Raw genomic sequence first — 23,183 nt, 5'->3', positions numbered from 1 at the left:
TCGATGACGCGCATTCTGCCAGGTCGGGCATGCGGACACGGGAACGCCAGACGATCCAGCAAAAACTACAAACTCTTGACGACACGTTTTGAAAACGTGGAGTATTGAGAGCATCCTCTCGTTCAACGGAGCACACATTGACTGTCACCGCTGAAACCGCGCATCCGGCTCCGCCGGTGGTCCGCTTCGCCACCTCCCCGGACCGCTACCGCCACTGGAAGCTCGAGGTGGACGGGGCGGTGGCCACCGTCACGTTGTGCGTCGACGAGCACGGGGGCCTCGTCCCGGGCTACGAGCTGAAGATGAACTCCTACGACCTCGGTGTCGACATCGAGCTGTACGACCTCGTCCAGCGGCTCCGCTTCGAGCACCCGGAGGTGAAGGCTGTCGTCATGACCGGCGGCCTGGACCGGATGTTCTGCGCGGGGGCCAACATCCGCATGCTCGCCCAGTCCACGCACGCCTGGAAGGTGAACTTCTGCAAGTTCACCAACGAGACCCGCAACGGCATCGAGGACGCCACCGCGCACTCCGGCCAGACCTGGATCGCCGCGCTCAACGGCACCGCCGCCGGCGGTGGCTACGAGCTCGCGCTCGCCTGCGACCAGATCGTCCTCATCGACGACGGGTCCTCGGCCGTCTCCCTGCCCGAGGTGCCGCTGCTCGGCGTACTCCCCGGCACCGGTGGCCTGACCCGCGTCGTGGACAAGCGGCACGTGCGCAAGGACCGCGCAGACCTGTTCGCCACCAAGTCCGAGGGCTACCGCGGCCGCATCGCGGTCGAGTGGGGCCTGGTCGACGCCGCTGTGCCGCGCAACGCCCTGAACGGTGAGGTGGCCAGACGCGCTCAGGAGGCTGCGGCGACGTCCAAGCGGCCGTCGGACGCCACGGGCGTGAGCCTGACGCCGCTCGACCGCAAGGATGACGGCGACGCCATCGCCTATCCCTACGTGTCCGCGAGGATCGACCGGGCGAACCACCGCGTCGAGATCACCGTCTCCGGCCCCCACGACGCACCACCCGCCGAGCCCGCCGCCCAGGGCTGCGACTACTGGCCGCTCGCCGTGACCCGCGCGCTGGACGACCTCATCCTGCACCTGCGCACCAACGAGCTGGATCTCGGCATCTGGGTGCTGCGCGCCGCGGGGGACCCCGAGCGTGTCCTGGCCTACGACGCGCAGCTCCGTACGGTGGACGACTGGTTCGTCAACGAGGTCCGCCACTACTACAAGCGCACGCTCAAGCGCCTCGACGTCACCAGCCGCAGCCTCATCGCCGTCATAGAGCCGGGCACCTCCTTCGCCGGGTTGCTGGCCGAGCTGGCGCTGGCCGCCGACCGGCAGTACATGCTGGCGGGCGTCTACGAGGACCGCGACGACGACGCGGAGCCTGCCACCGTCGTCCTCACCCCGTCCAACGACGGCGACTACCCGATGGGCAACGGCCTGTCCCGGGTGGAGTCCCGCTTCTGGGGCCACGACGAGGACCTCGCCGCCGTCCGCGCCAGGCTCGGCGAACCCCTGGACGCCGCCGCCGCGCAGGAGCTCGGCCTGGTCACCATGGCCCTGGATGACATCGACTTCGAGGAAGAGCTGCGCATCGTCCTGGAGGAACGCGCCTCGCTGTCGCCCGACGCGCTGACCGGCATGGAGGCCAACCACCGCTTCGTCGGCCCGGAGACCCTGGAAACCAAGATCTTCGGACGGCTCACCGCCTGGCAGAACTGGATCTTCATCCGCCCGAACGCCTCCGGTCCCGACGGTGCCCTGCGCCGCTACGGCAGCGGCCGCAAGGGCGACTACGACCTCGGGCGGGTGTGAAGCATGACCATGTTCAACGCCGGTACGTGGCTCGTCCACCGCCACGTGCGGGAGGGCCGTGGGGAGCGGGTGGCGGTGCGACGTGGCGGGGCCACGCTCACCTACGCCGAACTGTCGGAGCTGGTCGGAGCCGTCACCGCGGCCCTGCGCGGACTCGGGCTGCGCCGCGACGACCGGGTCGTGTTCGTCGCCAACGACGACGTGCCCATGTTCGCCGGCATTCTCGCGGCCTTCTGCGGCGGGTTCGTCGCCGTTCCGGTCTCCACCATGCTGAGCGCCAAGGAACTCGGCACGATCATCACCGACTCGGGCGCGAGTGTGGTGGTGGCGAGCGCCGAGTACGGGCCCCAGGTCAGTGACGCCCTCACCATGGCGCCCGAGGTGCGCCATCTGGTGTGTGACGGCGACGCGGCGCTGCCGGCCCCCGCCGGAATCACCTCACTGATCTGGGCGGAGCTGCTCAAGGCAGGCGCCGGTGAGTCGCGTGACCCAGCCACCACCGTGGAGGACTCCTGGGCGCTGTGGCTCTACACCTCCGGCACCACCGGCGCCCCCAAGGGCGCGATGCACCGCCACGCCAACATCCGGCACGTCTGCGAGACCTACGGCGACCTGGTGCTCGGCATCGAACCGGACGACGTCTGCTTCTCCGTCGCCAAGCTCTTCTTCGCCTACGGCATCGGCAACTCCATGTTCTTCCCCCTCTCCGCCGGAGCCGCGACGGTGCTGGAGCCCCGCCGCCCCGCCCCCGCCGTGATCGCCGAGCGCATGGCCGCCGACCACCCGACGTTGTTCTTCGGCGTCCCCACCTTCTACGCCACGCTGCTCGCCGCCGACCTGCCGGAGGACACCTTCACGTCGGTACGGCGGGGCGCTTCGGCGGGGGAGGCCCTGCCCGCTCCGCTCCAGGAGAGATTCACCGGGCGCTTCGGCGTGGAGATCATCGACGGCATCGGATCCACCGAGGCGCTGCACATCTTCCTGTCCAACCGGCCCGGCGACATCCGCCCCGGCACCACGGGCCGCCCGGTACCCGGCTACGACATCGAGATCCGCGACGTGGACGGGTCGCCGATGCCCGACGGGCAGCCCGGTTCCCTGCACGTGAAGGGCGAGTCCATCGCCCTGGGCTACTGGCGGCGGACCGGGGCCAGCCGCACCGTGTTCGCGGGGGAGTGGCTCAACACCGGCGACACCTACGTACGCTCGCCGGACGGCTACTACACGTGCCTGGGCCGCAGCAACGACCAGCTCAAGGCGGGCGGCATCTGGGTCTCGCCCGTGGAGGTCGAGAGCCGCCTGCTGGAGCACCCTCGGGTGGAGGAGGCCGCCGTGGTCGGTCTGGCCGACGAGCACGGGCTGGACAAACCGGTCGCCTGCGTCGTCGCCCGGGGTGAGGTCACCGCCGAGGAGCTCATCCAGTGGTGCCGCGATGGTCTGGCCGCGTTCAAACGCCCCAGGCAGGTGGTCTTCCTCGACCGGCTGCCCAAGACCGCGACCGGCAAGATCCAGCGCTTCAAGATCCGCGAGCTCCTCGCGGAGGGGGCAGCCCATGAGTGATCTCGACGTCGACGTGCTGGTCGTCGGGGCGGGGCCCGTCGGCCTCTTCGGCGCCTACTACGCCGGGGCGCGCGGCCTGCGCACGGCGGTCGTCGACTCGCTGAGCCAGGTCGGCGGGCAGGTCGCCGCCATGTATCCGGAGAAACAGATCTACGACATCGCCGGGTTCCCCTCCGTCTCCGGCCGGCGACTCATCGCCAACCTGGTCGAGCAGGCGGCGCCGTACGAGCCGGCATACCTGCTCGGCCAGGAGGCGCAACGGCTCGAACGCTCCCCCCAAGGCCGGCTCCAGGTGAAGACCAGCACCGGAACCGACATCAGCGCCGGGGCCGTCATCGTGACCGGGGGCATCGGCACCTTCACGCCCCGGCCGCTCCCGGCCGGGGAGGAGTTCCTCGGCAGGGGCCTGGCCTATTTCGTCCCCGACAGTGCGGAGTACGCGGGCCGGGACGTGGTCGTCGTCGGCGGTGGCGACAGCGCCGTGGACTGGGTCCTGATGCTCCATCCCGTCGCGCGGAGCGTCACGCTGGTGCACCGCCGCGCCGCCTTCCGCGCCCACCAGGGCTCGATGGCGCAGCTCACCGCCTCGCCGGTCGAGATCATCACCAACGCGCAGGTCACCGCCACCACCGGCGGTGACCGGCTGGAACGGATCGAGCTGAGCACCGGGCAGACCCTCCCGTGCCAGCGGCTCGTCGCCGCACTGGGCTTCGTCGCCAACCTCGGCCCGCTCCGCGAATGGGGGCTCGACCTGCACGACAACCGCCACCTCGTCGTCGACTCGGCGATGCGCACCAACGTGCCCGGTATCTTCGCCGCCGGCGACATCGCCGACTACGACGGAAAGGTCCGCCTGATCGCGACCGGCTTCGGCGAGGTGGCGACGGCCGTCAACAACGCCGCCGTGTACCTCGATCCCGGCGCCCAGCTCTTCCCGGGGCACTCCACCGACCAACCCGCCCCCGTCTGATCAGGAGTCTTTCAGCATGCCGTACGTCATCGCCGCGCCCTGCATCGACGTCATGGACAAGTCGTGCGTCGAGGAGTGTCCGGTCGACTGCATCTACGAGGGGGACCGCAAGCTCTACATCAACCCCAAGGAGTGCATCGACTGCGGCGCCTGCGAGCCCGTCTGTCCCGTCGAGGCGATCAGCCAGGACCGGCGCGTCCCCGACGAGCACGCCGAGTTCGTCGAGGACAACCGCCGCTTCTTCGCCGAAATCCTGCCGGGACGCGACGCGCCGCTCGGCGCGCCCGGGGGCTCGCACAAGACAGGCCGCATCGGCACGGACACCTCGATGGTCACGGACCAGCCGTGATCGACGGCATCCCGCTCATCGACGCGCACGTCCACGTGCCGCTGCTCGGCACCGTCAAACCGGCCTGGCGGCGGTGGGCCGACGACTTCGGCGCGGACGGCGTCATGGAGGACGCCTGGGACCGTGAGGGCAGGCCGCGTCCGGCCCGTCTGGACGAGATCTTCGCTGCCCAGGGCGTGGACGTCGCGCTGCTGTTCTGCGAGTACAGCCCCAAGGCCACCGGCACGCAGGCGTTCGAGGACCTGCTGCCCATCGTCGAGCACAACCCCGACAGGTTCCGCCCCGTCGCCAACGTCAACCCGCACCTGCACTTCCCGATCGCCGCCGAGGTGCGGCGGCAACTCGACCTCGGAGCCGCCGCGCTCAAGCTGCATCCTGTGCACGGCGGGTTCCGCTGCGACGACGCGGCCCTGTACCCGGCGTACCACGTGCTCGAAGAACGCGGCGTCCCGCTCGTCGTCCACTGCGGCACCAGTTCCTTCCCCGGTGCCGCCAACGAGAACGCCGACCCACGCTTCCTCATCCCCGTCGTCCGGGACTTCCCCAAGCTCAACGTCGTGCTCGCGCACGGCGGACGCGGCTGGTGGTACGACGCCGCCGCCTTCCTCGCCCTGTCCCACGACACCGTGTGGCTGGAACTGTCCGGCCTGCCACCCAAACGGCTGCCCGAGTACTACGCCAGATTCGACCTCGTCCGCCTTGCCGGCAGATGGATCTTCGGCACCGACTGGCCGGGCGTGCCCGGCATCGCCGCCAACGCGCGCGCCGTCGCCGGGCTGGTGCCGGATGAGGTGGCCGCGGCCGTCCTCGCGGGGAACGCCAGGAACGTGTACGCCGGCCTGCCTCCGATCCAGAAGCAGGAGTGACCCATGCCCATCTACGCTCTCGGCGACCAAGAGCCCCGGATTCGCCCGGATGCCTACATCCATCCCGACGCCGTCGTCATCGGCAGCGTCGTCATCGGCGCCGAGTCGTCGGTCTGGCCGGCCGCCGTCCTGCGGGCCGACTTCGGCCGCATCGAGATCGGCGACCGCACCTCCATCCAGGACGGCACCATCGTGCACACCACCGAGCAGTGGCCGACCGTGATCGGCAGCGACTGCGTGGTCGGGCACAACGCCCACCTCGAAGGCTGCACCATCGAGGACCGCTGCCTCGTCGGCTCGGGCTCGGTCGTCCTGAACCGCGCGGTCGTCCGCACCGGCTCGGTGGTCGGTGCCCAGGCGCTCGTACCCGAAGGCCTGGAGATCCCGGTGGGCCACCTGGCCCTTGGTGTGCCGGCTCGGCCCCGACCGATGCAGGACGACGTACAGAAGGCATGGATCGACTATGGCGTGAACAACTACCTCGCCAACTCCACGCGCTACCGGCACGAACTACGCAGGCTCGACGGCTGAGGAAAGAGACCATGACCGACATTCACGGCCGGCCGGCCACCGAGCTCAGCGACGAAGAGCTGGAAGAGCAGGGCGCCCAGGCGCACGCCACGCGCAACTGGGTCTTCCTGCACGGCAGCGCCGAGCAGTTCGCCCGCCACACCACTCGCATGCTCGAACTCGAACGAGAGTACCTGCGCCGTCATCCGAAGCGGACCTGGCAGGGATCGGGCGGCGCCGGAGGGGACCGTACGGTGACGGCCGACGCCTGGCGCGAGACGGTGCTCGGCATCATCGAGCAGCTCACCATGATGCTGAAGCGGCCCGACCCGCACCATGATGGCCTCCCGGACACAGCCGACCCGGTACGGGCGTTCCTGCGGCGCATCGCCGACGGTGGCGGCCGCCTGCACAAGCTCGAGGCCCACCAGGCCGCTCGCGAGGTCGGGCTGGACCGCGCATCGGTGGCCGACCTCTACAAGGCCCATCCGCCGCTGATCAGCACCGAAGGACACGACAGGGTGCTGACGGAGGCCGGCCGCGCCCACCTCACCGCGGACCCCGCCTGACCGCCGGCAGAGCGGGCATCAGCGGCGCCGCTCCAGAAAGGCCGTCATACGCTCCTGCTTCTCCTCGGTTTCGAACAGCACGGCCTGCGCGACGTCGTCGAAGCGGGGGTGGGCGCCTGGAGGCGCGGCCAGGGCGAGCTTGGTCAGGCGCAGCGCCAGCGGTGCGTTCTTGGCCATGCGAGCGGCCAGCCGGTCCGCCGCGGCCATCAACTCGTCCTCGGGCACCAGTTCGTTCACCAGCCTGACCGCCAGAGCCTCCGCTGCGAACACCACCCGGCCGGCGAGCAGGATCTCCTTGGCGAGGGGCTCGCCGACCAGTTCCCGCAGCCGCCAGCAGGCGCCGGCCGCCGCCATGATGCCGAGCTCGGCCTCTGGATTGCCGAACCTGGCCCGCGGGGTCGCGATGCGGAAGTCACAGGCGTAGGCCAGCTCGGCGCCCCCGCCGAGGGCAGGACCGTCGATCGCGGCGATCGTGGGCATCGGCAGCCGGGCGATCCGGTCGAACAGGCCGGAGTTGATACCCGCCAACGCGTCCTCACGGCGGCGCTCCCGCAACTGCCGAATGTCCGCGCCAGCGGCGAAGACGCCGTCGGTCCCGGTGATCACAAGGATCCGAGGTCGGCTCTCCAGACCGGCGCACACCTCGTGCAAATCGGCCACCATCGCAGCGTCGATCGCGTTACGCACGTGCGGCCGGTCCATCCGGACGAGCACCCGATCCGGCCCGTCCTCGATCTTCAGGGTGTCGCTCACCGGGCGCTTCCTCTCCTTACGTTCTACATATTTCATACGATTCGACTGGATATTGTAGACTAAATCCTGGCCTGGGCGTCTTGTGCGGCAGCCGTCACTGACCGGCCCGATTCCACTGAACGGTGATGAGGCCATCCGACGCCGGAGGATGGTCAACAGGCGGGTCGCGCTGCGGATGCCCCTGGACGTGATCAAGGCCAAAGCCGCCAAGCAGAAAGCCCTGGCCAGTGGAACCGACTGCACCATCGTCGCGACCTGCGGAGACGTCTTCCGGCTCCATCGGCGTCATGGAGATCTCTATTCAAGACCCTCATGCAGCTGCTGGTTATTAATCTACAATGTAAAGGCGGTCCTCATCGGGTTCGCGGGCGATATCGCCGATGACGTCGGCGGCGGCGTGGATGGCGGGCAGGTCCATCTCATCGAGGGCGGCGCGGATGTCGCCGTCGGGAATCGGCGACCGAGCGGATCTTCAGCCAGACCTCGCGCAGCACAATCGCCGCAGTGCCGAGGTCCCTGAGGGTGCGCATCCGCTCCTTGTCCGCTTTGAACGCCGTCATTCAGATTGACATTGCTAGCCATTTCAGTCATGTTTGAAATAACTGGCACTCTTGTATGGAGCGAACCATGGAACATGTGACCTTCAACAGCCTCGGCACCCGCTGCGCGGGTGACCTCTACCTGCCGGAGACGAGCGACCCGGTCCCCGAGCCACCTGCAGACCCGTCCCGAAGTGCAGCCGGAGCGGATCGGGGTGTGGGGGGTGAGCATCGGCGGCTCGGTGGCGGCCCAGGCCTCCGTGCTCGATCGGCGCATCAAGTGCGTTGTGGTGCAGAGCCCCAGCGTGTGGAACGGATGGCGCTACCTGGAATGCCTCCTGGGCCGTGCCGGTGTCCACGCGCTGCGCGATCAGCTGCAGCAGGACTGGCAGCGGCGCTACGAAGGCGGGCAGAGCGCTCGCGTGCCGCATCTGACGCTGGAGGGCGACAGCGTGAAGGACACCCCGGACATGTCGACCCGCCTGTTTCCCACCTACCGCAACGAGAAGCACCTGCTCACCTTCGCCCCGGAGTTGGCACAGTGAACCGGCACACGATCAACAACGGAGGATGCGACGATGAGCACTGAGGAACAGCGGGACCGCCTGCTTCGCTGGGTAGAACGGGTGGCCGCCTTCTGCGTCGAGGAGTGGGGGCTACCGCCCATCACCGGACGCATCCTCGGCTGGCTCATGATCTGCGATCCGGCCGAGCAGTCCGCCGGCCAGATCGCGGACGTCATCCAGGCCAGCCGGGCCTCGCTCACCTCGAACATGCGGTTTCTCACGGCCATCGGCCTGGTCAAGAAAGCGAGAAGGCCCGGTGACCGCACCTCCTACTACCGCATCGAAGACGACGCCTGGCAGAAGGTCATCCAGCGCAAGCTCGAAAGCCTGAGCGCGTTCGGCGAGATCGCCGACGAAGGGCTCGACATCGCGGGCGGCGAGGGGCACCGCACCGAGCGCATCAAGGCCGCCCACGACTCCCTGACCTGGCTGCAGGACCTCGCAGCCCGCCATCCACTACGCCGTTAAGGAAAACCTGTCATGCACCGCTGGCAACCCAAACTCGGGCTGATCCAGGAAACGCTGCTGCTCACTCTCCACGCCAGAGCCCTGGACGCCCGGCTGCCCAGCCCGATCCTCGGCGACACGCTCTCCGCCGACCTGGCCGGCAGAATCGATTACGACTTCGGCAAGCTGAAGCTCAAGCCCAACCTCGTCCTCACCACGGCACTGCGCGCCAAGAAGCTGGATGACGTCGTTCGCGCCTACATCGCCGCTCATCCCGAATGCGTGGTGCTCGACCTGGGCTGCGGCCTGGACACCCGGATGTCCCGCTGTGATCCCCCGCTGGGCGTCGACTGGTACGACATCGACTTCCCGGAAGTGGTGCACCTGCGATCCGAATGTCTGCCCGACCCTTCCCACCTGGTCGAGGCAGACCTCACCAGATCCAGCTGGCTCACCGCCATCCCCCGTGACCGGCCAGCGATGATCGTCGCCGAGGGGCTGCTGCCCTTCATGCCCGGCGACTCCTTCCAGACGATGACCCGCGCGCTGGCCGGCCACTTCCCTTCGGGCGAGCTCGCACTCAACGGCTATACCACCTTCGCCGCCTGGGCCATGAAATACCACCCGACCATCAAGGCACTCGGCATCAAAGCCGCCCAGGGCTTCGATGACCCACACGAACCAGAGTCCTGGGACGCCGGCCTCGAACTGATCGAGGAGCAGATCCTCACCCGCGCACCGGAAATAGCCCAGTTCCCCCAACCGCTTCGCGCGCTGACCCGTCTCACCGCCCACAGCACAGCCTTGTCGCGACAGGGAGCGCGCATTCTCCGCTACCGGTTCTGACCAGCCCCAGCGGCAGTGGCGACAAACATCGTCCTAAAGCTCGTGAACGTGCCGCCGAAGACAGCTGGGGCGAGAAAACGGAAACCAAGGTCCGCTTCTCACAAACGCTGGACTATCTCGTGGCGCGCTCCCTGGACCGGCCCTGCCGATCGAACAACTCACGGTGCCAGCCGAGATGTTAGAAGCGGGAAGCTGATTACGCACTCAGGACATCAATGGCAATCGGCTTGCGCCTCGAGCGGCTTGAGGTACCGCAGTGGCCCCATGAACGACTACGAGCTGTACCCCATCGGAGACGCAGCGGCCTGAGCGTGAGCGCTGTCCGGTTCTACGTCGACACCGGGCTGATCGAGCCCACGGACCTGAACGAGGCTTAGGACCCTGATCAAACAGGGCGGCACCGCTCAGGCCGACCTGATGCACAAGCTCGTCTGGATGACCGACGAGGAACGCGAACAGACCATCGACGATTTCTGGAACGACGTCGGCGAGGACCTGGACGTCCCCGAGAGCGTCGTCGACCGGTTGCGGACGATGCGCCCAGTCCTGCCCGCGGACCCCACGGCCGCCCAGCTCGAGGCGTGGATCGACCTGGCCGACCTGGTGTCAAACCCGGTGTTCCGCGACGCGGTCCGTACCTACCTGCAAGACATCTGGTCCACACCGGAGACCCGGTCCTGGTGACCGAGCCGTTTCAGGACTTCATGCACGTGAGTGGGGCCCGGCTCGTAGAGGAACTCCTCGCCGCGTACCGCGCCGGAGAGTCTCCCTGGTCCCCTTGGGCCCAGCAGGCCGTCACACGCTTCATGGAAGCGGCCACCGCGCTGTCCGACACACCGCTCACCCCCGAAGTCCGAAGGTCAAGGCTCTGAGCTGCGAAAACGCTCGCTAGCGTTCGATTCCAGCCAGATGGTCCCAGCAATCCCTCTTGACGCACAGCCGATTTGTAAAGGTATGGTTTACAAATGCAAGAAACGTTGACGGAGGCGCTGCAGGCCTTGAAAGCACGTATGGAGGCGTTCCTCGCCGCACGTGTTCTGACGAGGAGCGACGACTGGACCGACTCGATAGGGCGCGCCGTGAGCATGCAGGCGGCCGCCGATGACGTCGTGCGTGCTGTCGTGCAGCAGGCACGACAGCACGGCGCCACGTGGCAGGTCATCGGTGATGCGCTCGGCGTGAGCCGGCAGGCGGCGTTTCAGCGCTATGGCAAACCGATCGATCCAAGAACAGGAGAACCCATGAACACCACGCCGCTACCCGGCGTCGCCGAACTGGCCGCCTCGGTGATCGAGGACCTCGCATCCGGGCAATGGACGCGTGTCACCGAGCAGTTCGATCCGAGCATGCGCGATGGCTTGTCGGAGGATGCGCTCGCGGCCGCGTGGGCGCAGATCGTCGGCCTGTCGGGAGCTTTCGAGGGGCTTGGAGAGCCTGAGATCACCCGGGCCGGCGACCTGACGATCACGAACACGCCGCTCTCGTTGGAGGCGGGCGACTACACGGCACGGATCGCGTTCCGCGACGACCGCACCATCGCCGGTCTGCACATCCTCGAAAGGCAGACGTCGTGACCATCGAATCTCCGGGCGGATCGAAGACGGCCACGACCCGAGGCGGACCCCGCATGAGCAGCCGTGATCTGCGATCCATCGGCGTGTTCACCACCTTGGCGTTCGGGCTCGCCTGGCTTCTCGCGCTTCCGCTCTGGTTCGGTGACGGACTCGCCAGCTCCTGGTTCACCGTCGTGGCCGCCGCCACGATGATGACCCCCGCGATCGCCGCCCTTGTGGTCGTGTTCTTCGTGGAGCGGCCGCAGCAGAAGGTGTGGACGCTCGGGCTGTGGCCGTTACGACCGGTCCGGAGACTGCTCGGCTACGGGGCGGTGGGGATCATCGTGTCCATCGCGCTCGTCCTGGTGGCGCTCCCGGTCGGTGCGCTGCTGGGTGTCTTTCCGGCCGATTTTGTGAACTTCTCCGCGTTCCAGCAGGTTCTCGACGAGCAAGCGGGCGCCGCGGGAGTGGCCGAAGTCCCGATACCGATCGGCGCGCTCATCGCTATCCAGCTCGCCGCACTCCCTTTGGCGGCGTTCATCAACCTCATCCCGGCGCTGGGGGAGGAACTCGGATGGCGAGGGTGGCTGCTGCCGAAACTGATGCCGCTCGGTACACTCCCAGCCCTCCTGATCTCGGGCGTGATCTGGGGCCTTTGGCACGCTCCGCTCATCCTCCTCGGGTACAACTACCCGGATGCGCCGGGCTGGCTCGGCGTGACCGCGATGGTCGGCATGTGCATCCTGGTCGGCGCGGTCTTCGGCTGGCTGCGGCTCCGATCGGGGTCCGTGTGGCCCGCGGCCCTCGCGCATGCCGCGTTCAATGGGGCGGGCGGGACCTACCTCCTCTTCGCCAAGGCCGGCGAGCACGTCGACACCACGCAGGCGACGATCCTCGGCTGGAGCGGGTGGATCGTGCCGCTCGCGCTCGTCGTGATCCTGATCGCCACGGGACAGTTCGCTTCCGCGAAGCACCCATGACCGTGAAGCTCGTCTCACTGAAGCCACAGGCTGACCAGGAAACCCTGGGCCCCCTGCCCCACGGGACCCTAACTCCCGGACAGTGATCTTTCCCTGGTCACGAATCTCCTGCAGCGCGGGGAGCGTGCTCCCGCTCTCTGCAAGCAGACGGTTTCAAGGTCGCGGCAGGTTGACGGGCATCTCATCACGCTCTTTGACGCTAGAGCTGCCGAGTCCTGCACCTTCTTCGTCACCACCATCGAGTTCCGGCCGACCCTTGAACGTCAGCGGAAGACGCGACGGCGAAGGGGCAGGTCGCCCGAAAACAGGTCTTCGACGGTCTCCATCGTTATCAACCGGCTGGATGAACAAGCTGGATGAACCTCTCTCAGCGCGTCAGCGGGACGTCCATCCTTGCTCCGGCAGTTGCGTCCGGACCAGCTCGACGAGGGCGCGATCTGCTTCGAGGTCGACCTGCACCAGCCGCGTACGGCTGATCTGGCCGCGCTCCTGCCCGGCGTCATCAGGAGCGGGCGCACCGCCGCCTTCGACGCCGAGTCCATGACGGCCGCCTACGGCATACTCCAAGTCGAACAGGGCCACCACCTCATCCAGCTGGTCGACCGCGGCCTGGGCCACGAACGCCAGCAGGATCGGGAACTTACGCTCCTTGCGCCGCTCCAGCCCCTGGTTGGTCGAGCGCCGTGCGACCTGGGCCAGGAACCGGCGGCGCTCATTCGGCAGCACCGACACATCCATCTGGTGGGCGTCAATCGCGCGCAGCCAGGTCAGCTTGTCGATCGCGGTCTTCAGCGAGGTCGCCGACGCGTCCCGGGCCGGGCTGACCTGCCACTCCAGCCGGGTCATCCGCAGCCCCGCATCCACCACCAGCATCCGCTCCAGATCGGCACGGAGCTCCGCCGTCAGCAGGTGGCCCACCCGCTGCGAGGTCAGATCGGAGGCGCCCTTGCGGGCCGTGCCGACCATCTTGGCCAAGATGAGCGCGCCGGGCCGGATCACCTTGGCCGCCCTCAGGTACTCGCGCGCCAGGTTGAACAGCAGCGTGGGCGAGTCGTGCTCCATCGCCCGGTCCAGCAGGAACTGCTCCAGCTCCGTCATCGCCTGGCTGCCCGCCAGGGCGGTCTGCCACTCCAGATGCTTGGCGATCAGGCCCAGATGGTCCGAGCGGGTCTGCTCACGCTCGGCCGTACAGCCGCAGTGCCGCCGACGCCACGCCCAGTCGCTCCGCGATCCGGACCCACGGCCGCTGGCGGTGCCGAGGCCACATCGTCGGGCACGAACCCGAGCCACGGCAGCGTGCAGAGCTGGACCAGCATGCCCAGCCGGTCGACAGGGCCTCGCCCGCCGGGACTCACGAACGCCACGTCAGCCGACGTCGGCGTGAAATATCTCTGACAACGCACCACTCCACGTGCCATACCGGACAAAACCGGAACGACCGTAGCGGCAGTGATCATCAACCCGCCACAGGAGGTCAACTCCTACGTTTCCGCAGGTCGGGCGTAGAACGACATTCTGTCATTACAGATAGTAGCTATATGATTACAATAAGTTAATGATCGGTTCGTGGCGGCATCCGCCACACCCGCATCCCAGAAGGGAAACCGATCATGCGACGCACACTGACTGCACTGGCCACCCTCGCCGCCGCCGGCGCGATGGTGGTGATCCCGCTCACCACGGCTCACGCCGCCGGCGCCGTCCCGCACAACGCACCTACAGCGCGCTCCGGCGAGGTCATTGCATGCCAGCAGGTTTCCGCAGAACTGCCCACCGTCTTCGGGCAAAACTGCGATACCAGCCACTGGGGCCCCCTATCCGACTTCGTCATCGTCGACCCCAGCAGCAGGGTCAGCTACCGCTGCGAGAGCGGCTGGGCCGAAGGCAGCTTGTGGGTGAGGGGCCAGGACTGCCAGCGGGCCGCCAGCTCCTGACGTCGTCGTCCAGGCCGTACTCGCCCCCCACGACCAGTACTCGCGTCGACGCTGGCACCCTGAGTTCGATGACGGCCCTCCGCCCCCGAGCGTGTCCCCAGCCGCCAGGTAGCGGAGTGAGAGATCACGATTGTGGTTCGTGATCGTGTCGGCCCTGGCTTTCGGCTGCGCCTCGCCGACCAGGCGGCCTCGCTCGCCGTACCTGCGGACGATCTCCGCGCAGGCGCGGGCAGGGCAACATGGACGGCGGGGCGGGCGTCCCGTACGCCGAAGCGGGCCGCGCCGGGCTCCCCAGGACCAGCCCGCCACCGAGCATGAGGGTATGGCGCATCGTCAAGGATTTCATGATCGAGAAATCCCCGGCGGCCCCAACTTGGAGGCAAGCCGGGATCAATGATTCTTCAGCGGCCCGCGACCGCCTCCAGGGCCAGCCCGGCCTGCTGCAACGCGCGGGTGGCGTCGACGCCGAGCTGCCGCGCCTGGATGGCGAACGCCTGCTCCGCCTCGGCCAGGCGCTGCTCGGCGTCCACGGCCGGGGCGGACCCGGAAGCCTCGCAGATGTAGATGCCATGCTGCCCGCGGGTCTCGATGACGCCGTTTCGCGCTCGAGCTCGCGGAAGGCGCGCGCGACCGTCGCTGTGGCCAGGCCCAGGTGCCGGGCGAGCTGCCGGGTGCTGGGCAGGCGGGTCAGCGGCGTCAGTACGCCGGTTGCGGCCATGGTGGCGATCTGCGCCCGCAACTGCTCGTACGGAGGGAGGGGCGAGGCGGGGTCGAGATGGAGGATCATGTCGCCGTCCGGTCGGCTGTGTCCGCCCGCGGGGCCGCCTCCGCTGGGCCTGACCCTCGATGCCGCCTCCAATGGAGAAGAGCTCGGGGAGCTATCGACATCGGAACGGTGGATGGCGGCAACTCCGACCGATCCGGCTCGCTAACGCCACTGACCGTTCCAGTCTCAAACCCCGGGGCCAGTTGGGGCGCGATGACTGGCCAATCCGGGGGCGCAAGTTCGGCCCGGACTAAACATCACCGTCCTGCTGGCGGAGCACGACATGGCCTTCGTCATGGACATCTGCGACCGCCTGCTTGTCGTGGACCTCGGGGGAGTCATCGCCCCCGGCGCCTCTGGACAGATCCGCGACAACCCCGCCGTCCACGCCGCTTACCTGGGCTGATTCTTGAGCTTGCGCCACCCGCCGGCTCGGTTGTTGGCGATGATCTGCCGGAACATAGCAATGAGGGCAGGAGCGTTGATGGTTTCTCCTTCGCGGAAAGCCACCGTACGGGCGGTCTTGTTGTGGTGGCCGACCGTGATGATGCCTTCGGGGTCGGGGACGATGGCGCCGTCGTACAGGAACACGTTGACGTGGTCCTTGGCGGCGAGCAGCGCGCACACGTTGCCCTTGAGCACGAAGTAGGGCCGGACGGTTCGCTTGATGGTCTCGGTGACCTCGGGGTCAGCGGCGTGGATCAGGTCTCGGACCTGCCGGCAGATGTCCTGTTGCCACTTGGGCAGAGCCCCGATGTAGTCGTCCACGCGTGGGTCGGTCCCATAGGGTCGTACGTCATTCACAGCCAGGCACCCACGATCGCTGAGGTGGCGAGAATTTTGATCAGCCAGTCGCCGGCGTGCAGCGCTGCGGTGACGGCGGGTGTCTTCTCCCACATCATGGACCCGGTCAGCAGCACGGCCGGGAACCCGACCCAGAGCACCAGGCCGAGTACCACCGCCGACCTCACGTCGGTGAGGCCGGCGTACCGGGCCAAGCCCGAGATCACCGCGGCGACCACGAGGCTGCGCGCCAGCTCCAGGAGGATCTTCAGCGGTGGCGGCCGATCGCCCCGGTCCGGGGCGCGCTCACCCAGCAGACGTTTCTCGGTCGGGGTGAGCAGGGCGTAGTAGGCCGAACTAAGCACGAATACCACGATCGACGCGACGACGACGGAGATCACGCTAGCCACTTTTTACCTCCAAGTAAACTAAACGGTACCGTGTAGTCGAGTGAAAACTAAACCGGGTAGTGTTCTCTGTCAAGGAGGTAGTTCGTTGACCGCTTCGACACGGGCTGATGCCCGCTCGGCCCGCAAGCGCCAGGAGATCCTCACGGCCGCGCGGTCGGTGTTCACCGCCCACGGCTACGTCGGCACCAGCATGGATGCGGTGGCCGCCGCGGCAGGCGCCTCGAAGCGGACGGTGTACCAGTACTTCGCCGACAAGGAGAAACTGTTCGCCGGCGTCGTATTGGACACAGTCGATCGCGGTTATGAGTACTTCAAGCCCGCAATCCGCACGCTCGCGGAGGCGGACGACCTCGAGACCGCCTTGCGGGACCACGCTCGGATGACGCTCGCAGGGTTGATGAACCGGGAGATACTACAGATGCGACGCCTCGTCATCGCCGAGGCGGAGCGCTTCCCGGCCATTGGACGCGAGTACTTCGAGCGGAGTTGGGGGCGCACCCTGAAACTCCTCGCGGAGACCTTCGCGAAGCTCACCGAGCGTGGCCTGCTGAACACCCCCGACCCCGAGCGCGCCGCCTATATGTTCACCTGGCTGATCGTCTCGATCCCCACCAACCGAGTCGCCTTCCTGGGCGACGCGGCCGTCGGCTCTCCCGAGGAACTGACCGACCTGGCTGACGAGGGCACCCGCGTCTTTCTCGCCGCTTTCGCCCGCCGGTAGCTCGGAGAGCGGCTCACCCGGCCTGCGCACGACCTACCGGCAAGGGCGAACAGCAGCCAGCGGCGGCCCTACGATGCGCAGGCCGCGTACGGGCAGTCGAAAACCGCCAACGCGCTGTTCGCTGTCGAAGCCGCGCGGCGGTGGGCCGGTGATGGCATCGCCGTCAACGCCGTCATGCCCGGCGTGGTCCGCACCGGCCTGATGCGCCACGTCGACCGTGACCTGCTGGCACGGTTCGAGGCGAGCGGAGCCCCCGCACTGCCGTGGAAGACGGTAGAACAAGGAGCGGCAACCTCGATTCTGCTCGCGGGAATCAGCGCGCTATTTCGAAGACTGCAACGAGGCCGAACCACTACGCGCGGACAGCCCCCACGGAGGCGTCGCCGCCTACGCGCTAGACCCCGGCCAGGCCGCACGCCTTTGGCGGCTGTCCACCGAGTCGCTCGCCGGGCGTGGTGGCGCTGCGCGGGCCGGCGGTCTCCGACCCGAGCCGCGTGACCGGTTCCTCGAGCTCACAGTCGAAGCCGACAACGGCGGGGAGTTGAGCGATCCATCGGCCCCAGCGATGGACATCCGCACGAGCCACGGGCGCGGTGCCGGGGGACGGCGACCCGTTCCTGACCCCGTGCCCGTGAAGACGCTTCAGAGCGACGCGAGGATCTCGGTGCTGAGCCGGTGGTGGTCACGGACCAAACGCGAAGAAGACGCGTCAGCCCAGGTCGCGACGCTTGCTGGCCATCCTTATGTCAGCCCGGCTTCTGGGCGTTACTTGGCGGCTAAGGTCGCGTTCGGGGGAACACTCCTAATTGGCGGATGAGACCGTAGGCGCGGCCGGGACGTCGTATGCCGCGACCGACCAGGCTCCGGGACGCTTACCCAGTTTGGCGGCCAGCCGGTCGGCTGTCTTCGGGCTGGACAGGTCGTGCTTCTGCTCGCATGCACCCTTGGGCGGGCACGAACTGCGTCCGCGCGCGACGGGCGCATCGGGCGGGAAGAGCCAGAACGTGATTTTATGCTCGCGCCCGAGCCAGCCCGGCTCGTGCGCCTTGTCCGCGAGCATGCTGAGCCCACCGTCCGGGCCGCACACGCCGCCGGCGCTGCTCCCTCCCTCATTGCTGAAGAAGATCGAGCCGGGCGTCTGGCAGAAGATCACGATCGCGATCTTCTCGCTTGTGGGACGGAATCGGAGGCTCACTTTCGTCGCGGACTGCGGCATCCTGGCTCCCGCCAGACGGTCCAGCCCCTTGTAGACGGGCGGTGCCTGCTCGAAGGGAGGGGAGGCCGCGGGCGGCGGCGCGGGATCGGAGACGCCGGCCAGGTTCGACACCAGCATGGCCACTGTCGTGACGACCACCATGGTGGCGACGGCTGCGCCTGCCGTCCAGCCCCAGTGCCGGCGCGTGCGGGGTCGCCGTACGGGAGCATGGCGGGTGGCCAGCCGCGCGCGGGCCCTGGCCACGGTCTCGGCTGACGGTGGCGGCACGTCCGGTACCGCCTGGGCGAGCAGCGTGACCTCATCCATCGTGCGCCTCCTTCAGCGGGTTGACGTCGCCTAGCGCCTTGCGAAGCTGCTTACGTGCTCGGTTGAGCCGGGACGCGACCGTGCCGTAGGGGATCTCCAGGGCGGCGGCGACCTCCTGGTGGGTCAATCCGCCCAGCGCCACCAGCAGTACCACGTCCCGGTCGCCGCGGTTCAGACCGGCAAGCGCCCCCGCGAGCCTGCCGTTGAGATTTCCGGCCGCGACACGAGTGAGCGTCGCGTCCTCGTGGCTTTGCGCCTCGCGTTCGGATGTCCGGCTGAGCGCTTTCCACCTGCGGATCTCGCTACGGCGGTGCCTGGAGACGAGATTCGTGGCGATGCCGTACAGCCAGGGCCTGATCTGACCGAGCGAGGATTCGTATCCGCCTCTGGCCGCGACGAGGAAGACCTCGGCCGCCAGGTCGTCGGCGTCGTCTATGGAAAGCCGGCGGGCGATGTAGCGGTGGATCTCGGCGAAGTGCGCGTCGAAGATCCGATCGAGGTCGATGCCCAGATGGGTCGGAACGCTCATGCCACCTGCCCCGCTGGCATCCGTAATTGGGTCACGCACTGCTCTCCATCCGATTCGGAAAGGCGGTCACCTCTGTTTGCCCGATGGGCCGGAATGGTTTCACGCACTCTCCGAACGTTCCGGATGAGGTCCGGATCCGGCGGGGGACGGATGATGGCACCGCTGACCGCGGCCGTGCGGGATGCCCGAGATCGCCTCGACCTCTGCCGACCGCAGTCATCCGCGACCTGGGCTGACACGCCTTCTTCGCGTTATCGCCGCTTGGCTGCGGTGGCCTAGCTTTTGGCTGGGGTCGCATTCGGAAGAACACTCCCGAGAAATCCGGACCCTCTGCGGCGCCACGTTCAATCGTCATGGCTGACCTGCGGAAGAGACCCGCTGTTTCACCAGCAGCGCATGTCCGACATGGCGCCGTCGTACATGCCGTCCAGGTCGATGATGAGCGAGTCTGTGGCAGAGGTTTCGTCTGCCTGGACGCCAGGCTCGTCGAACGGCGTCCAGGCCAAAATCTCGTAGTCGCCGAGGTCTCCGTCAGGGTCCTCGATCTTGGTCTGGCGGTAGTAGTTCAGCACCTCTTGGACGGGCCGGTCGGTGAACAGGTCGAAACGGATGGTGTACCAGCAGTCGCCGGAGTCGCCGCTCACCTCGACTTGGGGGTCGAAGTACCCGAAGTCCGTTCCGGGCGGCAACGGATACTCCTTGATGCGGTCCACCATGCGCGCCAGCCGAAAGTCGCTGATCCAGACGGGCGCCATGACGATCACCCCGAGCAGCACGAACGGCACCAACAGCAAGGCCAGGCAGCCGAAACGGCGAGCTAATCGTGAAGGTCCGGACTTTTCCGGTAACGCGGGCTCGGGCGTGTCTTGGAGGGTCGACATGGGTCACATGATCGCGTACCGCGCGGTGCCATCGCGATGGGGTGCCGTTAAGAAACGTGTCGCCCGTCAGATCAGGACACCGGCCAGCATATTGGGCCTTTATGGGTGGTCGGGGCGGACGATCGAGCGGCACCGCCGGGAGATCCGCGATCATCTCGGATTTCGGGAATGCTCGGTCCCCGATGCCGACAAGTTGACGGATTGGCTGGCTGTCAACGTCGCCCAGGCCGTGCGCCAGTCGGGAGCGAGTGCGTGAGGAACTACTCAAGCGCTGCCGGTCCGAACGGATCGAGCCCCGCCGACCTCTTCGCCGACGTGGCGCCGAAGGTGCTGGCCGGGTGGCGGTTCCGGGCCGCAGTGGAATCGCCGTCGCACCTGCGTACGCGAGCCCGTACGATGCCGGATGCCACCATCACCCTGCTGGCGGCGTTGCTGGCCGCGCCGGACGGCACGGTGCGCGAGGTGGTCTTCCCCGCGGTGCGGGGCGGCGAGCAGACGATGATCTAAGCACTGTAAATGATGTTTTTCACTACGATGTCCTGATGGTTTCTGCTCCCCTCGCTGCCGCCGACCCGGCTCCGCCGCATACCCAGCGTCTGGCCTGGTTAGACGCGCTGCGCGGACTGGCCGCGATGGTGGTGGTTTTCGAGCATGCGCTTCAGCCGCTGTGGCCGGAGGCGCGGCTGCCGATCAAGGCTGTCTTCGATCCCGGCTGGTACGGCGTGTTGGTGTTCTTCTTGGTCAGTGGCTACATCGTGCCGGCGTCGCTGGAGCGCAGGGGCAGCGTGCGGGCCTTTTGGATCTCGCGGTTCTTTCGACTGTGGCCGCTGTTCACCGTGTGCGTGGCCGGCATGCTGCTGCTGGCGGCGGTCGGCTGGGACGGCTTGCACACCTGGTGGGGCAGTCGGCCGGTGGCGCTGGCCCTGGCGCACGCCAGCATGCTGCAGAACCTGATGTACGTGCCGAACGTGGCCAATGTGCTGTGGACACTGTCTTACGAGATGGCCTTCTACCTGCTGCTGACGGCGATGTTCACCCTGGGTGTGCACCGGCGCAGTACCGCGGCCGCGCTCGCGTTCGCGGCGGCCGCTGTGCTGGGCGCCGGGCTGCTGCCGGCGGCACTCCTGTCGGCCGGCGGGGCGGGCCGCATGCTCACGGTCGTGGTCGTAGTGACCGCCGTGCTGGCTGCCGGACTGGCCGCGGTGCTGCGCGGCGGCAGGCGGGTACAGCAGGTGGGAGCCGTGGCCATTGCGGGCGTGATCCTCCTGCTGCTGGCGGTCAACCAGAGCTACCCCGGACCGTGGCAGGGGCTGTTCATCTTGGCGACCATGTTCGCTGGCACCGCGCTGTATCGAGTCGATATCGGCCAGTTCAGTCACCGGCACATCGCTTGGGTGGCGCTGATACCACTGGCGGGATTGTGGCTCGCGCGCGCCGAGTTGGGAGTGCAGTTGGCGATCGCAGCGGCCTGGCTGACGTTCGCCGCCGGAATGGCACTGCGCCACCGCACGATGCCGTCGTGGCTGACGTGGCTGGGGCTGGTGTCCTACTCGATCTACCTGTTGCATCCGCTGCTGCTGGAGAGCGTGGAATTCTTCCTGCCGGACCCGCCGGCCGTACCGGTGGCAGCGCGCCTGACGCTGCTGGTGGCGGTGTACACGGTGCTGTTTGGGCTGTGTGCGCTGACCTGGCGATGGGTGGAGATGCCGGCGCAGCGGCTGGGCAGGCGCCTGATCAGTCAGGCCGAACCCCGTCGGGCAGAGTCCAGCCTGGAGAGGGCAGCCAGCGGGTGAGACCATTGCGACGAAGCGCAACCCGTCCACGAAGAAGATCAACGGCTCGCAGTCAGGTGGCGTCACCCAACTGTTCGGCCAGCCGCTCCAGGCCACCCTTGATGAGCTGCCCATATTCGTCATCGCCCAGTGCGCCGATCTGGGCCCGCGCCTGCTGCAGGTGCTCACGGGCGCGATCGAGATCGCCCAGCTTGCGATAGCACTCACTCAAGTTCAGGTGCAACGACGGATACAGGCCCGCCACCGAAAGCGGCACCCCAGCCTGCGCTACCCGTTCATCAGTGACCAGGCCGACGGCGGCAAGCGCCCGCAGATCCCATTCCAACTCCTGGTGCACGTCGTCCTGCACATCGGCCATCGAGTGGGCAAGAACACAAACATGCAGCGGGTCGCCTGCCTCGCCGCCGATGTCGTCCCAGATCTGCGCGAACAACTCGCGAGCTGCTTCTCGCTGACCTTGGTGGTGATTTAACTCCACCCCCTGGCTGATCCGGGTGAACGTCGGGTCGGTGATCATTAGCAGCCCCTTCGCCGGCGCGGTAGTCGGAGGCCAGCCTACTTGCCGGATGTGCCTTAACAACCTTCAACCAGCTGACCAGCTAGTTCGCTTGACAACCCCAGACAGCGATCGAAGCTGCACTCGGAACCGCCCGCTGACGGCGTCGGCTTGGAACTCAGGCGAGTGGCCCTTCATGTCCACGAGGAACTCCATGATCCGAGATTCAAGGTGTCCACATCTCGGGGGAGGGGGCCAGGACCTGACCGCCGTCGCGTGGCGTCTGCCGGCGCGTTCCAATCGTCTCAGCATCAGGTCTATGGCGGCCGGGCGGAGCGATCGCAGGCTCCAGTTGGGTGGTTGGCCAGCTCGTCGGTGAGCGACTGCCAAACATCTGCTGACCGGTTACGTTGTAATTAATCTACAATGTAAAGGCGACGGGCGAGTGCAATTCACAAAGCTAAAAATCTTCAAACAAACAGCCAGCAAGGTCGACCCGGGTATCCCTCGGCAGCGCGTTGGGCAATGGCGAGGGCTGCGGTGATCGCCTTGTTGCTCATTCCCTTGGCAATCAGCTCCGCGATCCTGCCCGACAGGTACGCCTGGCGCGGCGTGATCCGCTCGACCAGGACCAGCCGCGGTTTCTCGACGGCTGCCATCGTCGGTTGCGGGCGTGACACGACCATGACAGGGCGCGGACGAGGCGGGGACACGGCTGGCCGACAGTGGATGGGGTCGGCGGGCGAAATGCGGGTGAGTTAACGAGCGTGCGGCGAAACCCGGCGGCGTGTCGTGCGTGTTGGCGATCCAGGTGGCCCTGCCCGGCGCGAGGCCACCGATCTGGGCCGTCCGCATCGGGTCGATGTTGTGCGGGCCCGGCGACTGCGGCGTCGCTCTCATCAAGCAGGGCCAGACGAACCTGCTTTGACCGTCCACTGGGACAGAACGTTACGACGAAGGTGATCGCGAAAAGGAGAAGGCATTGGTTTATGACGGAGAATGGGACCGGCGTTCGCTGTT

32 protein-coding genes and 3 pseudogenes are annotated in these 23,183 nt (G+C 67.5%); 21 read left to right on the top strand and 14 right to left on the bottom strand.

Annotation, left to right across the window (positions count from 1 at the left end; translation table 11 throughout):
* Nucleotides 1-137: 137 nt before the first annotated feature.
* The 7 genes from boxC to ACGFNP_RS48325 are packed head-to-tail and all read left to right on the top strand — an operon-like array spanning nucleotide 138 to nucleotide 6,644.
* Nucleotides 138-1,820 (top strand): 2,3-epoxybenzoyl-CoA dihydrolase, encoded by a 1,683-nt coding sequence (gene boxC, locus ACGFNP_RS48355; protein WP_393329861.1) that lies wholly within the window; start codon nucleotides 138-140, stop codon nucleotides 1,818-1,820.
* Nucleotides 1,821-1,823: 3 nt separating this feature from the next.
* Nucleotides 1,824-3,380: a benzoate-CoA ligase family protein gene (locus ACGFNP_RS48350; protein WP_393329859.1), complete on the top strand. Its 1,557-nt coding sequence runs from the start codon at nucleotides 1,824-1,826 to the stop codon at nucleotides 3,378-3,380.
* A complete protein-coding gene (locus tag ACGFNP_RS48345) occupies nucleotides 3,373-4,350 on the top strand; it encodes an NAD(P)/FAD-dependent oxidoreductase (RefSeq protein ID WP_393329857.1) in 978 nt (325 codons plus the stop codon). Before ACGFNP_RS48350 ends, ACGFNP_RS48345 begins: the two co-directional genes overlap by 8 nt.
* A gap of 16 nt (nucleotides 4,351-4,366) precedes the next feature.
* Nucleotides 4,367-4,699 carry a ferredoxin gene (gene fdxA / locus ACGFNP_RS48340; RefSeq protein WP_214633959.1) on the top strand — a complete coding sequence of 111 codons (333 nt, stop codon included), beginning with the start codon at nucleotides 4,367-4,369 and terminating at the stop codon, nucleotides 4,697-4,699.
* Entirely contained in the window at nucleotides 4,696-5,565 is an 870-nt protein-coding gene (locus ACGFNP_RS48335) for an amidohydrolase family protein (RefSeq protein ID WP_393329855.1), read from the top strand. The genes fdxA and ACGFNP_RS48335 overlap by 4 nt, the downstream gene beginning before the upstream one ends.
* 3 nt (nucleotides 5,566-5,568) lie before the next feature.
* Nucleotides 5,569-6,096 carry a gamma carbonic anhydrase family protein gene (locus tag ACGFNP_RS48330; protein WP_393329853.1) on the top strand — a complete coding sequence of 176 codons (528 nt, stop codon included), beginning with the start codon at nucleotides 5,569-5,571 and terminating at the stop codon, nucleotides 6,094-6,096.
* A gap of 11 nt (nucleotides 6,097-6,107) precedes the next feature.
* Nucleotides 6,108-6,644, top strand: a complete 537-nt coding sequence (locus tag ACGFNP_RS48325) for a DUF6158 family protein (protein WP_393329851.1) — start codon at nucleotides 6,108-6,110, stop codon at nucleotides 6,642-6,644.
* Between the two features lie 18 nt (nucleotides 6,645-6,662).
* Here ACGFNP_RS48325 and ACGFNP_RS48320 read toward each other — a convergent pair whose 3' ends face one another.
* From ACGFNP_RS48320 to ACGFNP_RS48310, 3 genes are all read right to left on the bottom strand, one after another.
* A complete protein-coding gene (locus ACGFNP_RS48320) occupies nucleotides 6,663-7,397 on the bottom strand; it encodes an enoyl-CoA hydratase/isomerase family protein (RefSeq protein ID WP_393329849.1) in 735 nt (244 codons plus the stop codon).
* 94 nt (nucleotides 7,398-7,491) lie between these two features.
* Nucleotides 7,492-7,686: a hypothetical protein gene (locus tag ACGFNP_RS48315; RefSeq protein ID WP_358327507.1), complete on the bottom strand. Its 195-nt coding sequence runs from the start codon at nucleotides 7,684-7,686 to the stop codon at nucleotides 7,492-7,494.
* A gap of 130 nt (nucleotides 7,687-7,816) precedes the next feature.
* Nucleotides 7,817-7,957: a hypothetical protein gene (locus tag ACGFNP_RS48310; RefSeq protein ID WP_393329847.1), complete on the bottom strand. Its 141-nt coding sequence runs from the start codon at nucleotides 7,955-7,957 to the stop codon at nucleotides 7,817-7,819.
* Between the two features lie 203 nt (nucleotides 7,958-8,160).
* On the opposite strand from ACGFNP_RS48310, the gene ACGFNP_RS48305 reads away from it, so the two are divergent.
* The 6 genes from ACGFNP_RS48305 to ACGFNP_RS48280 all read left to right on the top strand — a co-directional run bounded on the left by ACGFNP_RS48305 (nucleotide 8,161) and on the right by ACGFNP_RS48280 (nucleotide 12,328).
* Nucleotides 8,161-8,481 carry a hypothetical protein gene (locus tag ACGFNP_RS48305; protein ID WP_393329845.1) on the top strand — a complete coding sequence of 107 codons (321 nt, stop codon included), beginning with the start codon at nucleotides 8,161-8,163 and terminating at the stop codon, nucleotides 8,479-8,481.
* A 33-nt stretch (nucleotides 8,482-8,514) separates the two neighbouring features.
* Nucleotides 8,515-8,970 carry a GbsR/MarR family transcriptional regulator gene (locus ACGFNP_RS48300; protein WP_393329843.1) on the top strand — a complete coding sequence of 152 codons (456 nt, stop codon included), beginning with the start codon at nucleotides 8,515-8,517 and terminating at the stop codon, nucleotides 8,968-8,970.
* Nucleotides 8,971-8,982: 12 nt separating this feature from the next.
* Entirely contained in the window at nucleotides 8,983-9,795 is an 813-nt protein-coding gene (locus tag ACGFNP_RS48295; protein ID WP_393329841.1) for a class I SAM-dependent methyltransferase, read from the top strand.
* 417 nt (nucleotides 9,796-10,212) lie between these two features.
* Nucleotides 10,213-10,479: a hypothetical protein gene (locus tag ACGFNP_RS48290; RefSeq protein WP_393329839.1), complete on the top strand. Its 267-nt coding sequence runs from the start codon at nucleotides 10,213-10,215 to the stop codon at nucleotides 10,477-10,479.
* 326 nt (nucleotides 10,480-10,805) lie between these two features.
* Nucleotides 10,806-11,369: a DUF3887 domain-containing protein gene (locus ACGFNP_RS48285; protein ID WP_393330143.1), complete on the top strand. Its 564-nt coding sequence runs from the start codon at nucleotides 10,806-10,808 to the stop codon at nucleotides 11,367-11,369.
* 53 nt (nucleotides 11,370-11,422) lie between these two features.
* Nucleotides 11,423-12,328, top strand: coding sequence for a CPBP family intramembrane glutamic endopeptidase (locus tag ACGFNP_RS48280; protein WP_195897281.1), 906 nt, complete (start codon nucleotides 11,423-11,425; stop codon nucleotides 12,326-12,328).
* A 375-nt stretch (nucleotides 12,329-12,703) separates the two neighbouring features.
* On the opposite strand, the gene ACGFNP_RS48275 is transcribed toward ACGFNP_RS48280, so the two are convergent.
* The gene (locus ACGFNP_RS48275) at nucleotides 12,704-13,618 is read right to left on the bottom strand and encodes a DUF4158 domain-containing protein (protein WP_393329837.1); all 915 of its coding nucleotides are present in this window, start codon (nucleotides 13,616-13,618) and stop codon (nucleotides 12,704-12,706) included.
* 8 nt (nucleotides 13,619-13,626) lie between these two features.
* Nucleotides 13,627-13,746, bottom strand: a pseudogene (locus ACGFNP_RS48270) (hypothetical protein); the annotation flags it as partial.
* Nucleotides 13,747-13,938: 192 nt separating this feature from the next.
* Between ACGFNP_RS48270 and ACGFNP_RS48265 the strand changes: the two are divergent.
* The gene (locus ACGFNP_RS48265; RefSeq protein ID WP_393329835.1) at nucleotides 13,939-14,262 is read left to right on the top strand and encodes a hypothetical protein; all 324 of its coding nucleotides are present in this window, start codon (nucleotides 13,939-13,941) and stop codon (nucleotides 14,260-14,262) included.
* Nucleotides 14,263-14,663: 401 nt separating this feature from the next.
* On the opposite strand, the gene ACGFNP_RS48260 is transcribed toward ACGFNP_RS48265, so the two are convergent.
* Together ACGFNP_RS48260 and ACGFNP_RS48255 are read right to left on the bottom strand one after the other, a co-directional pair.
* Nucleotides 14,664-14,792 carry a hypothetical protein gene (locus tag ACGFNP_RS48260; protein WP_393330158.1) on the bottom strand — a complete coding sequence of 43 codons (129 nt, stop codon included), beginning with the start codon at nucleotides 14,790-14,792 and terminating at the stop codon, nucleotides 14,664-14,666.
* A 77-nt stretch (nucleotides 14,793-14,869) separates the two neighbouring features.
* Nucleotides 14,870-15,049, bottom strand: a pseudogene (locus tag ACGFNP_RS48255) (GntR family transcriptional regulator); the annotation flags it as partial.
* Between the two features lie 262 nt (nucleotides 15,050-15,311).
* Here ACGFNP_RS48255 and ACGFNP_RS48250 point away from each other — a divergent pair.
* On the top strand, nucleotides 15,312-15,434 hold the full coding sequence (locus tag ACGFNP_RS48250; RefSeq protein ID WP_393329833.1) for a hypothetical protein: 123 nt from the start codon (nucleotides 15,312-15,314) through the stop codon (nucleotides 15,432-15,434).
* On the opposite strand, the gene ACGFNP_RS48245 is transcribed toward ACGFNP_RS48250, so the two are convergent.
* On the bottom strand, nucleotides 15,422-15,832 hold the full coding sequence (locus tag ACGFNP_RS48245; protein ID WP_393329831.1) for a DUF1801 domain-containing protein: 411 nt from the start codon (nucleotides 15,830-15,832) through the stop codon (nucleotides 15,422-15,424). The genes ACGFNP_RS48250 and ACGFNP_RS48245 overlap by 13 nt on opposite strands.
* Nucleotides 15,829-16,221 carry a DUF1761 domain-containing protein gene (locus ACGFNP_RS48240; RefSeq protein ID WP_393329830.1) on the bottom strand — a complete coding sequence of 131 codons (393 nt, stop codon included), beginning with the start codon at nucleotides 16,219-16,221 and terminating at the stop codon, nucleotides 15,829-15,831. The genes ACGFNP_RS48245 and ACGFNP_RS48240 overlap by 4 nt, the downstream gene beginning before the upstream one ends.
* Before the next feature lie 85 nt (nucleotides 16,222-16,306).
* Here ACGFNP_RS48240 and ACGFNP_RS48235 point away from each other — a divergent pair, with 85 nt between their 5' ends.
* Together ACGFNP_RS48235 and ACGFNP_RS48230 are read left to right on the top strand one after the other, a co-directional pair.
* Entirely contained in the window at nucleotides 16,307-16,942 is a 636-nt protein-coding gene (locus tag ACGFNP_RS48235) for a TetR/AcrR family transcriptional regulator (RefSeq protein WP_358327486.1), read from the top strand.
* Nucleotides 16,943-17,014: 72 nt separating this feature from the next.
* Nucleotides 17,015-17,440 (top strand): annotated as a pseudogene (locus ACGFNP_RS48230) (SDR family oxidoreductase); the annotation flags it as partial.
* A gap of 304 nt (nucleotides 17,441-17,744) precedes the next feature.
* Here ACGFNP_RS48230 and ACGFNP_RS48225 read toward each other — a convergent pair.
* The 3 genes from ACGFNP_RS48225 to ACGFNP_RS48215 form a co-directional block, all read right to left on the bottom strand.
* Nucleotides 17,745-18,464 (bottom strand): hypothetical protein, encoded by a 720-nt coding sequence (locus ACGFNP_RS48225; protein ID WP_358327484.1) that lies wholly within the window; start codon nucleotides 18,462-18,464, stop codon nucleotides 17,745-17,747.
* A complete protein-coding gene (locus ACGFNP_RS48220; protein WP_358327482.1) occupies nucleotides 18,457-18,993 on the bottom strand; it encodes an RNA polymerase sigma factor in 537 nt (178 codons plus the stop codon). The genes ACGFNP_RS48225 and ACGFNP_RS48220 overlap by 8 nt, the downstream gene beginning before the upstream one ends.
* Before the next feature lie 383 nt (nucleotides 18,994-19,376).
* Complete coding sequence (locus ACGFNP_RS48215; protein WP_393329828.1) at nucleotides 19,377-19,874, bottom strand: hypothetical protein; 498 nt, start codon at nucleotides 19,872-19,874, stop codon at nucleotides 19,377-19,379.
* On the opposite strand from ACGFNP_RS48215, the gene ACGFNP_RS48210 reads away from it, so the two are divergent.
* The 3 genes from ACGFNP_RS48210 to ACGFNP_RS48200 are packed head-to-tail and all read left to right on the top strand — an operon-like array spanning nucleotide 19,873 to nucleotide 21,667.
* Entirely contained in the window at nucleotides 19,873-20,130 is a 258-nt protein-coding gene (locus ACGFNP_RS48210) for a DUF4158 domain-containing protein (RefSeq protein WP_393329826.1), read from the top strand. The genes ACGFNP_RS48215 and ACGFNP_RS48210 overlap by 2 nt on opposite strands.
* Complete coding sequence (locus ACGFNP_RS48205; protein ID WP_393329824.1) at nucleotides 20,127-20,381, top strand: hypothetical protein; 255 nt, start codon at nucleotides 20,127-20,129, stop codon at nucleotides 20,379-20,381. Before ACGFNP_RS48210 ends, ACGFNP_RS48205 begins: the two co-directional genes overlap by 4 nt.
* Nucleotides 20,382-20,416: 35 nt before the next feature.
* Nucleotides 20,417-21,667, top strand: coding sequence for an acyltransferase family protein (locus ACGFNP_RS48200; protein WP_393329822.1), 1,251 nt, complete (start codon nucleotides 20,417-20,419; stop codon nucleotides 21,665-21,667).
* 52 nt (nucleotides 21,668-21,719) lie between these two features.
* Here ACGFNP_RS48200 and ACGFNP_RS48195 read toward each other — a convergent pair whose 3' ends face one another.
* Both ACGFNP_RS48195 and ACGFNP_RS48190 read right to left on the bottom strand, forming a co-directional pair.
* The gene (locus tag ACGFNP_RS48195; protein WP_393329820.1) at nucleotides 21,720-22,184 is read right to left on the bottom strand and encodes a tetratricopeptide repeat protein; all 465 of its coding nucleotides are present in this window, start codon (nucleotides 22,182-22,184) and stop codon (nucleotides 21,720-21,722) included.
* A 449-nt stretch (nucleotides 22,185-22,633) separates the two neighbouring features.
* Nucleotides 22,634-22,822 carry a hypothetical protein gene (locus ACGFNP_RS48190; protein ID WP_358327470.1) on the bottom strand — a complete coding sequence of 63 codons (189 nt, stop codon included), beginning with the start codon at nucleotides 22,820-22,822 and terminating at the stop codon, nucleotides 22,634-22,636.
* A 137-nt stretch (nucleotides 22,823-22,959) separates the two neighbouring features.
* On the opposite strand from ACGFNP_RS48190, the gene ACGFNP_RS48185 reads away from it, so the two are divergent.
* Entirely contained in the window at nucleotides 22,960-23,091 is a 132-nt protein-coding gene (locus ACGFNP_RS48185) for a hypothetical protein (RefSeq protein WP_393329818.1), read from the top strand.
* Nucleotides 23,092-23,183: the final 92 nt, after the last annotated feature.

Source organism: Nonomuraea sp. NPDC049269 (assembly GCF_043197155.1).
Lineage (GTDB): Bacteria > Actinomycetota > Actinomycetes > Streptosporangiales > Streptosporangiaceae > Nonomuraea.
Note: the sequence above shows the minus strand (reverse complement) of the source record. Positions and strands in the feature narration are given on the sequence as shown.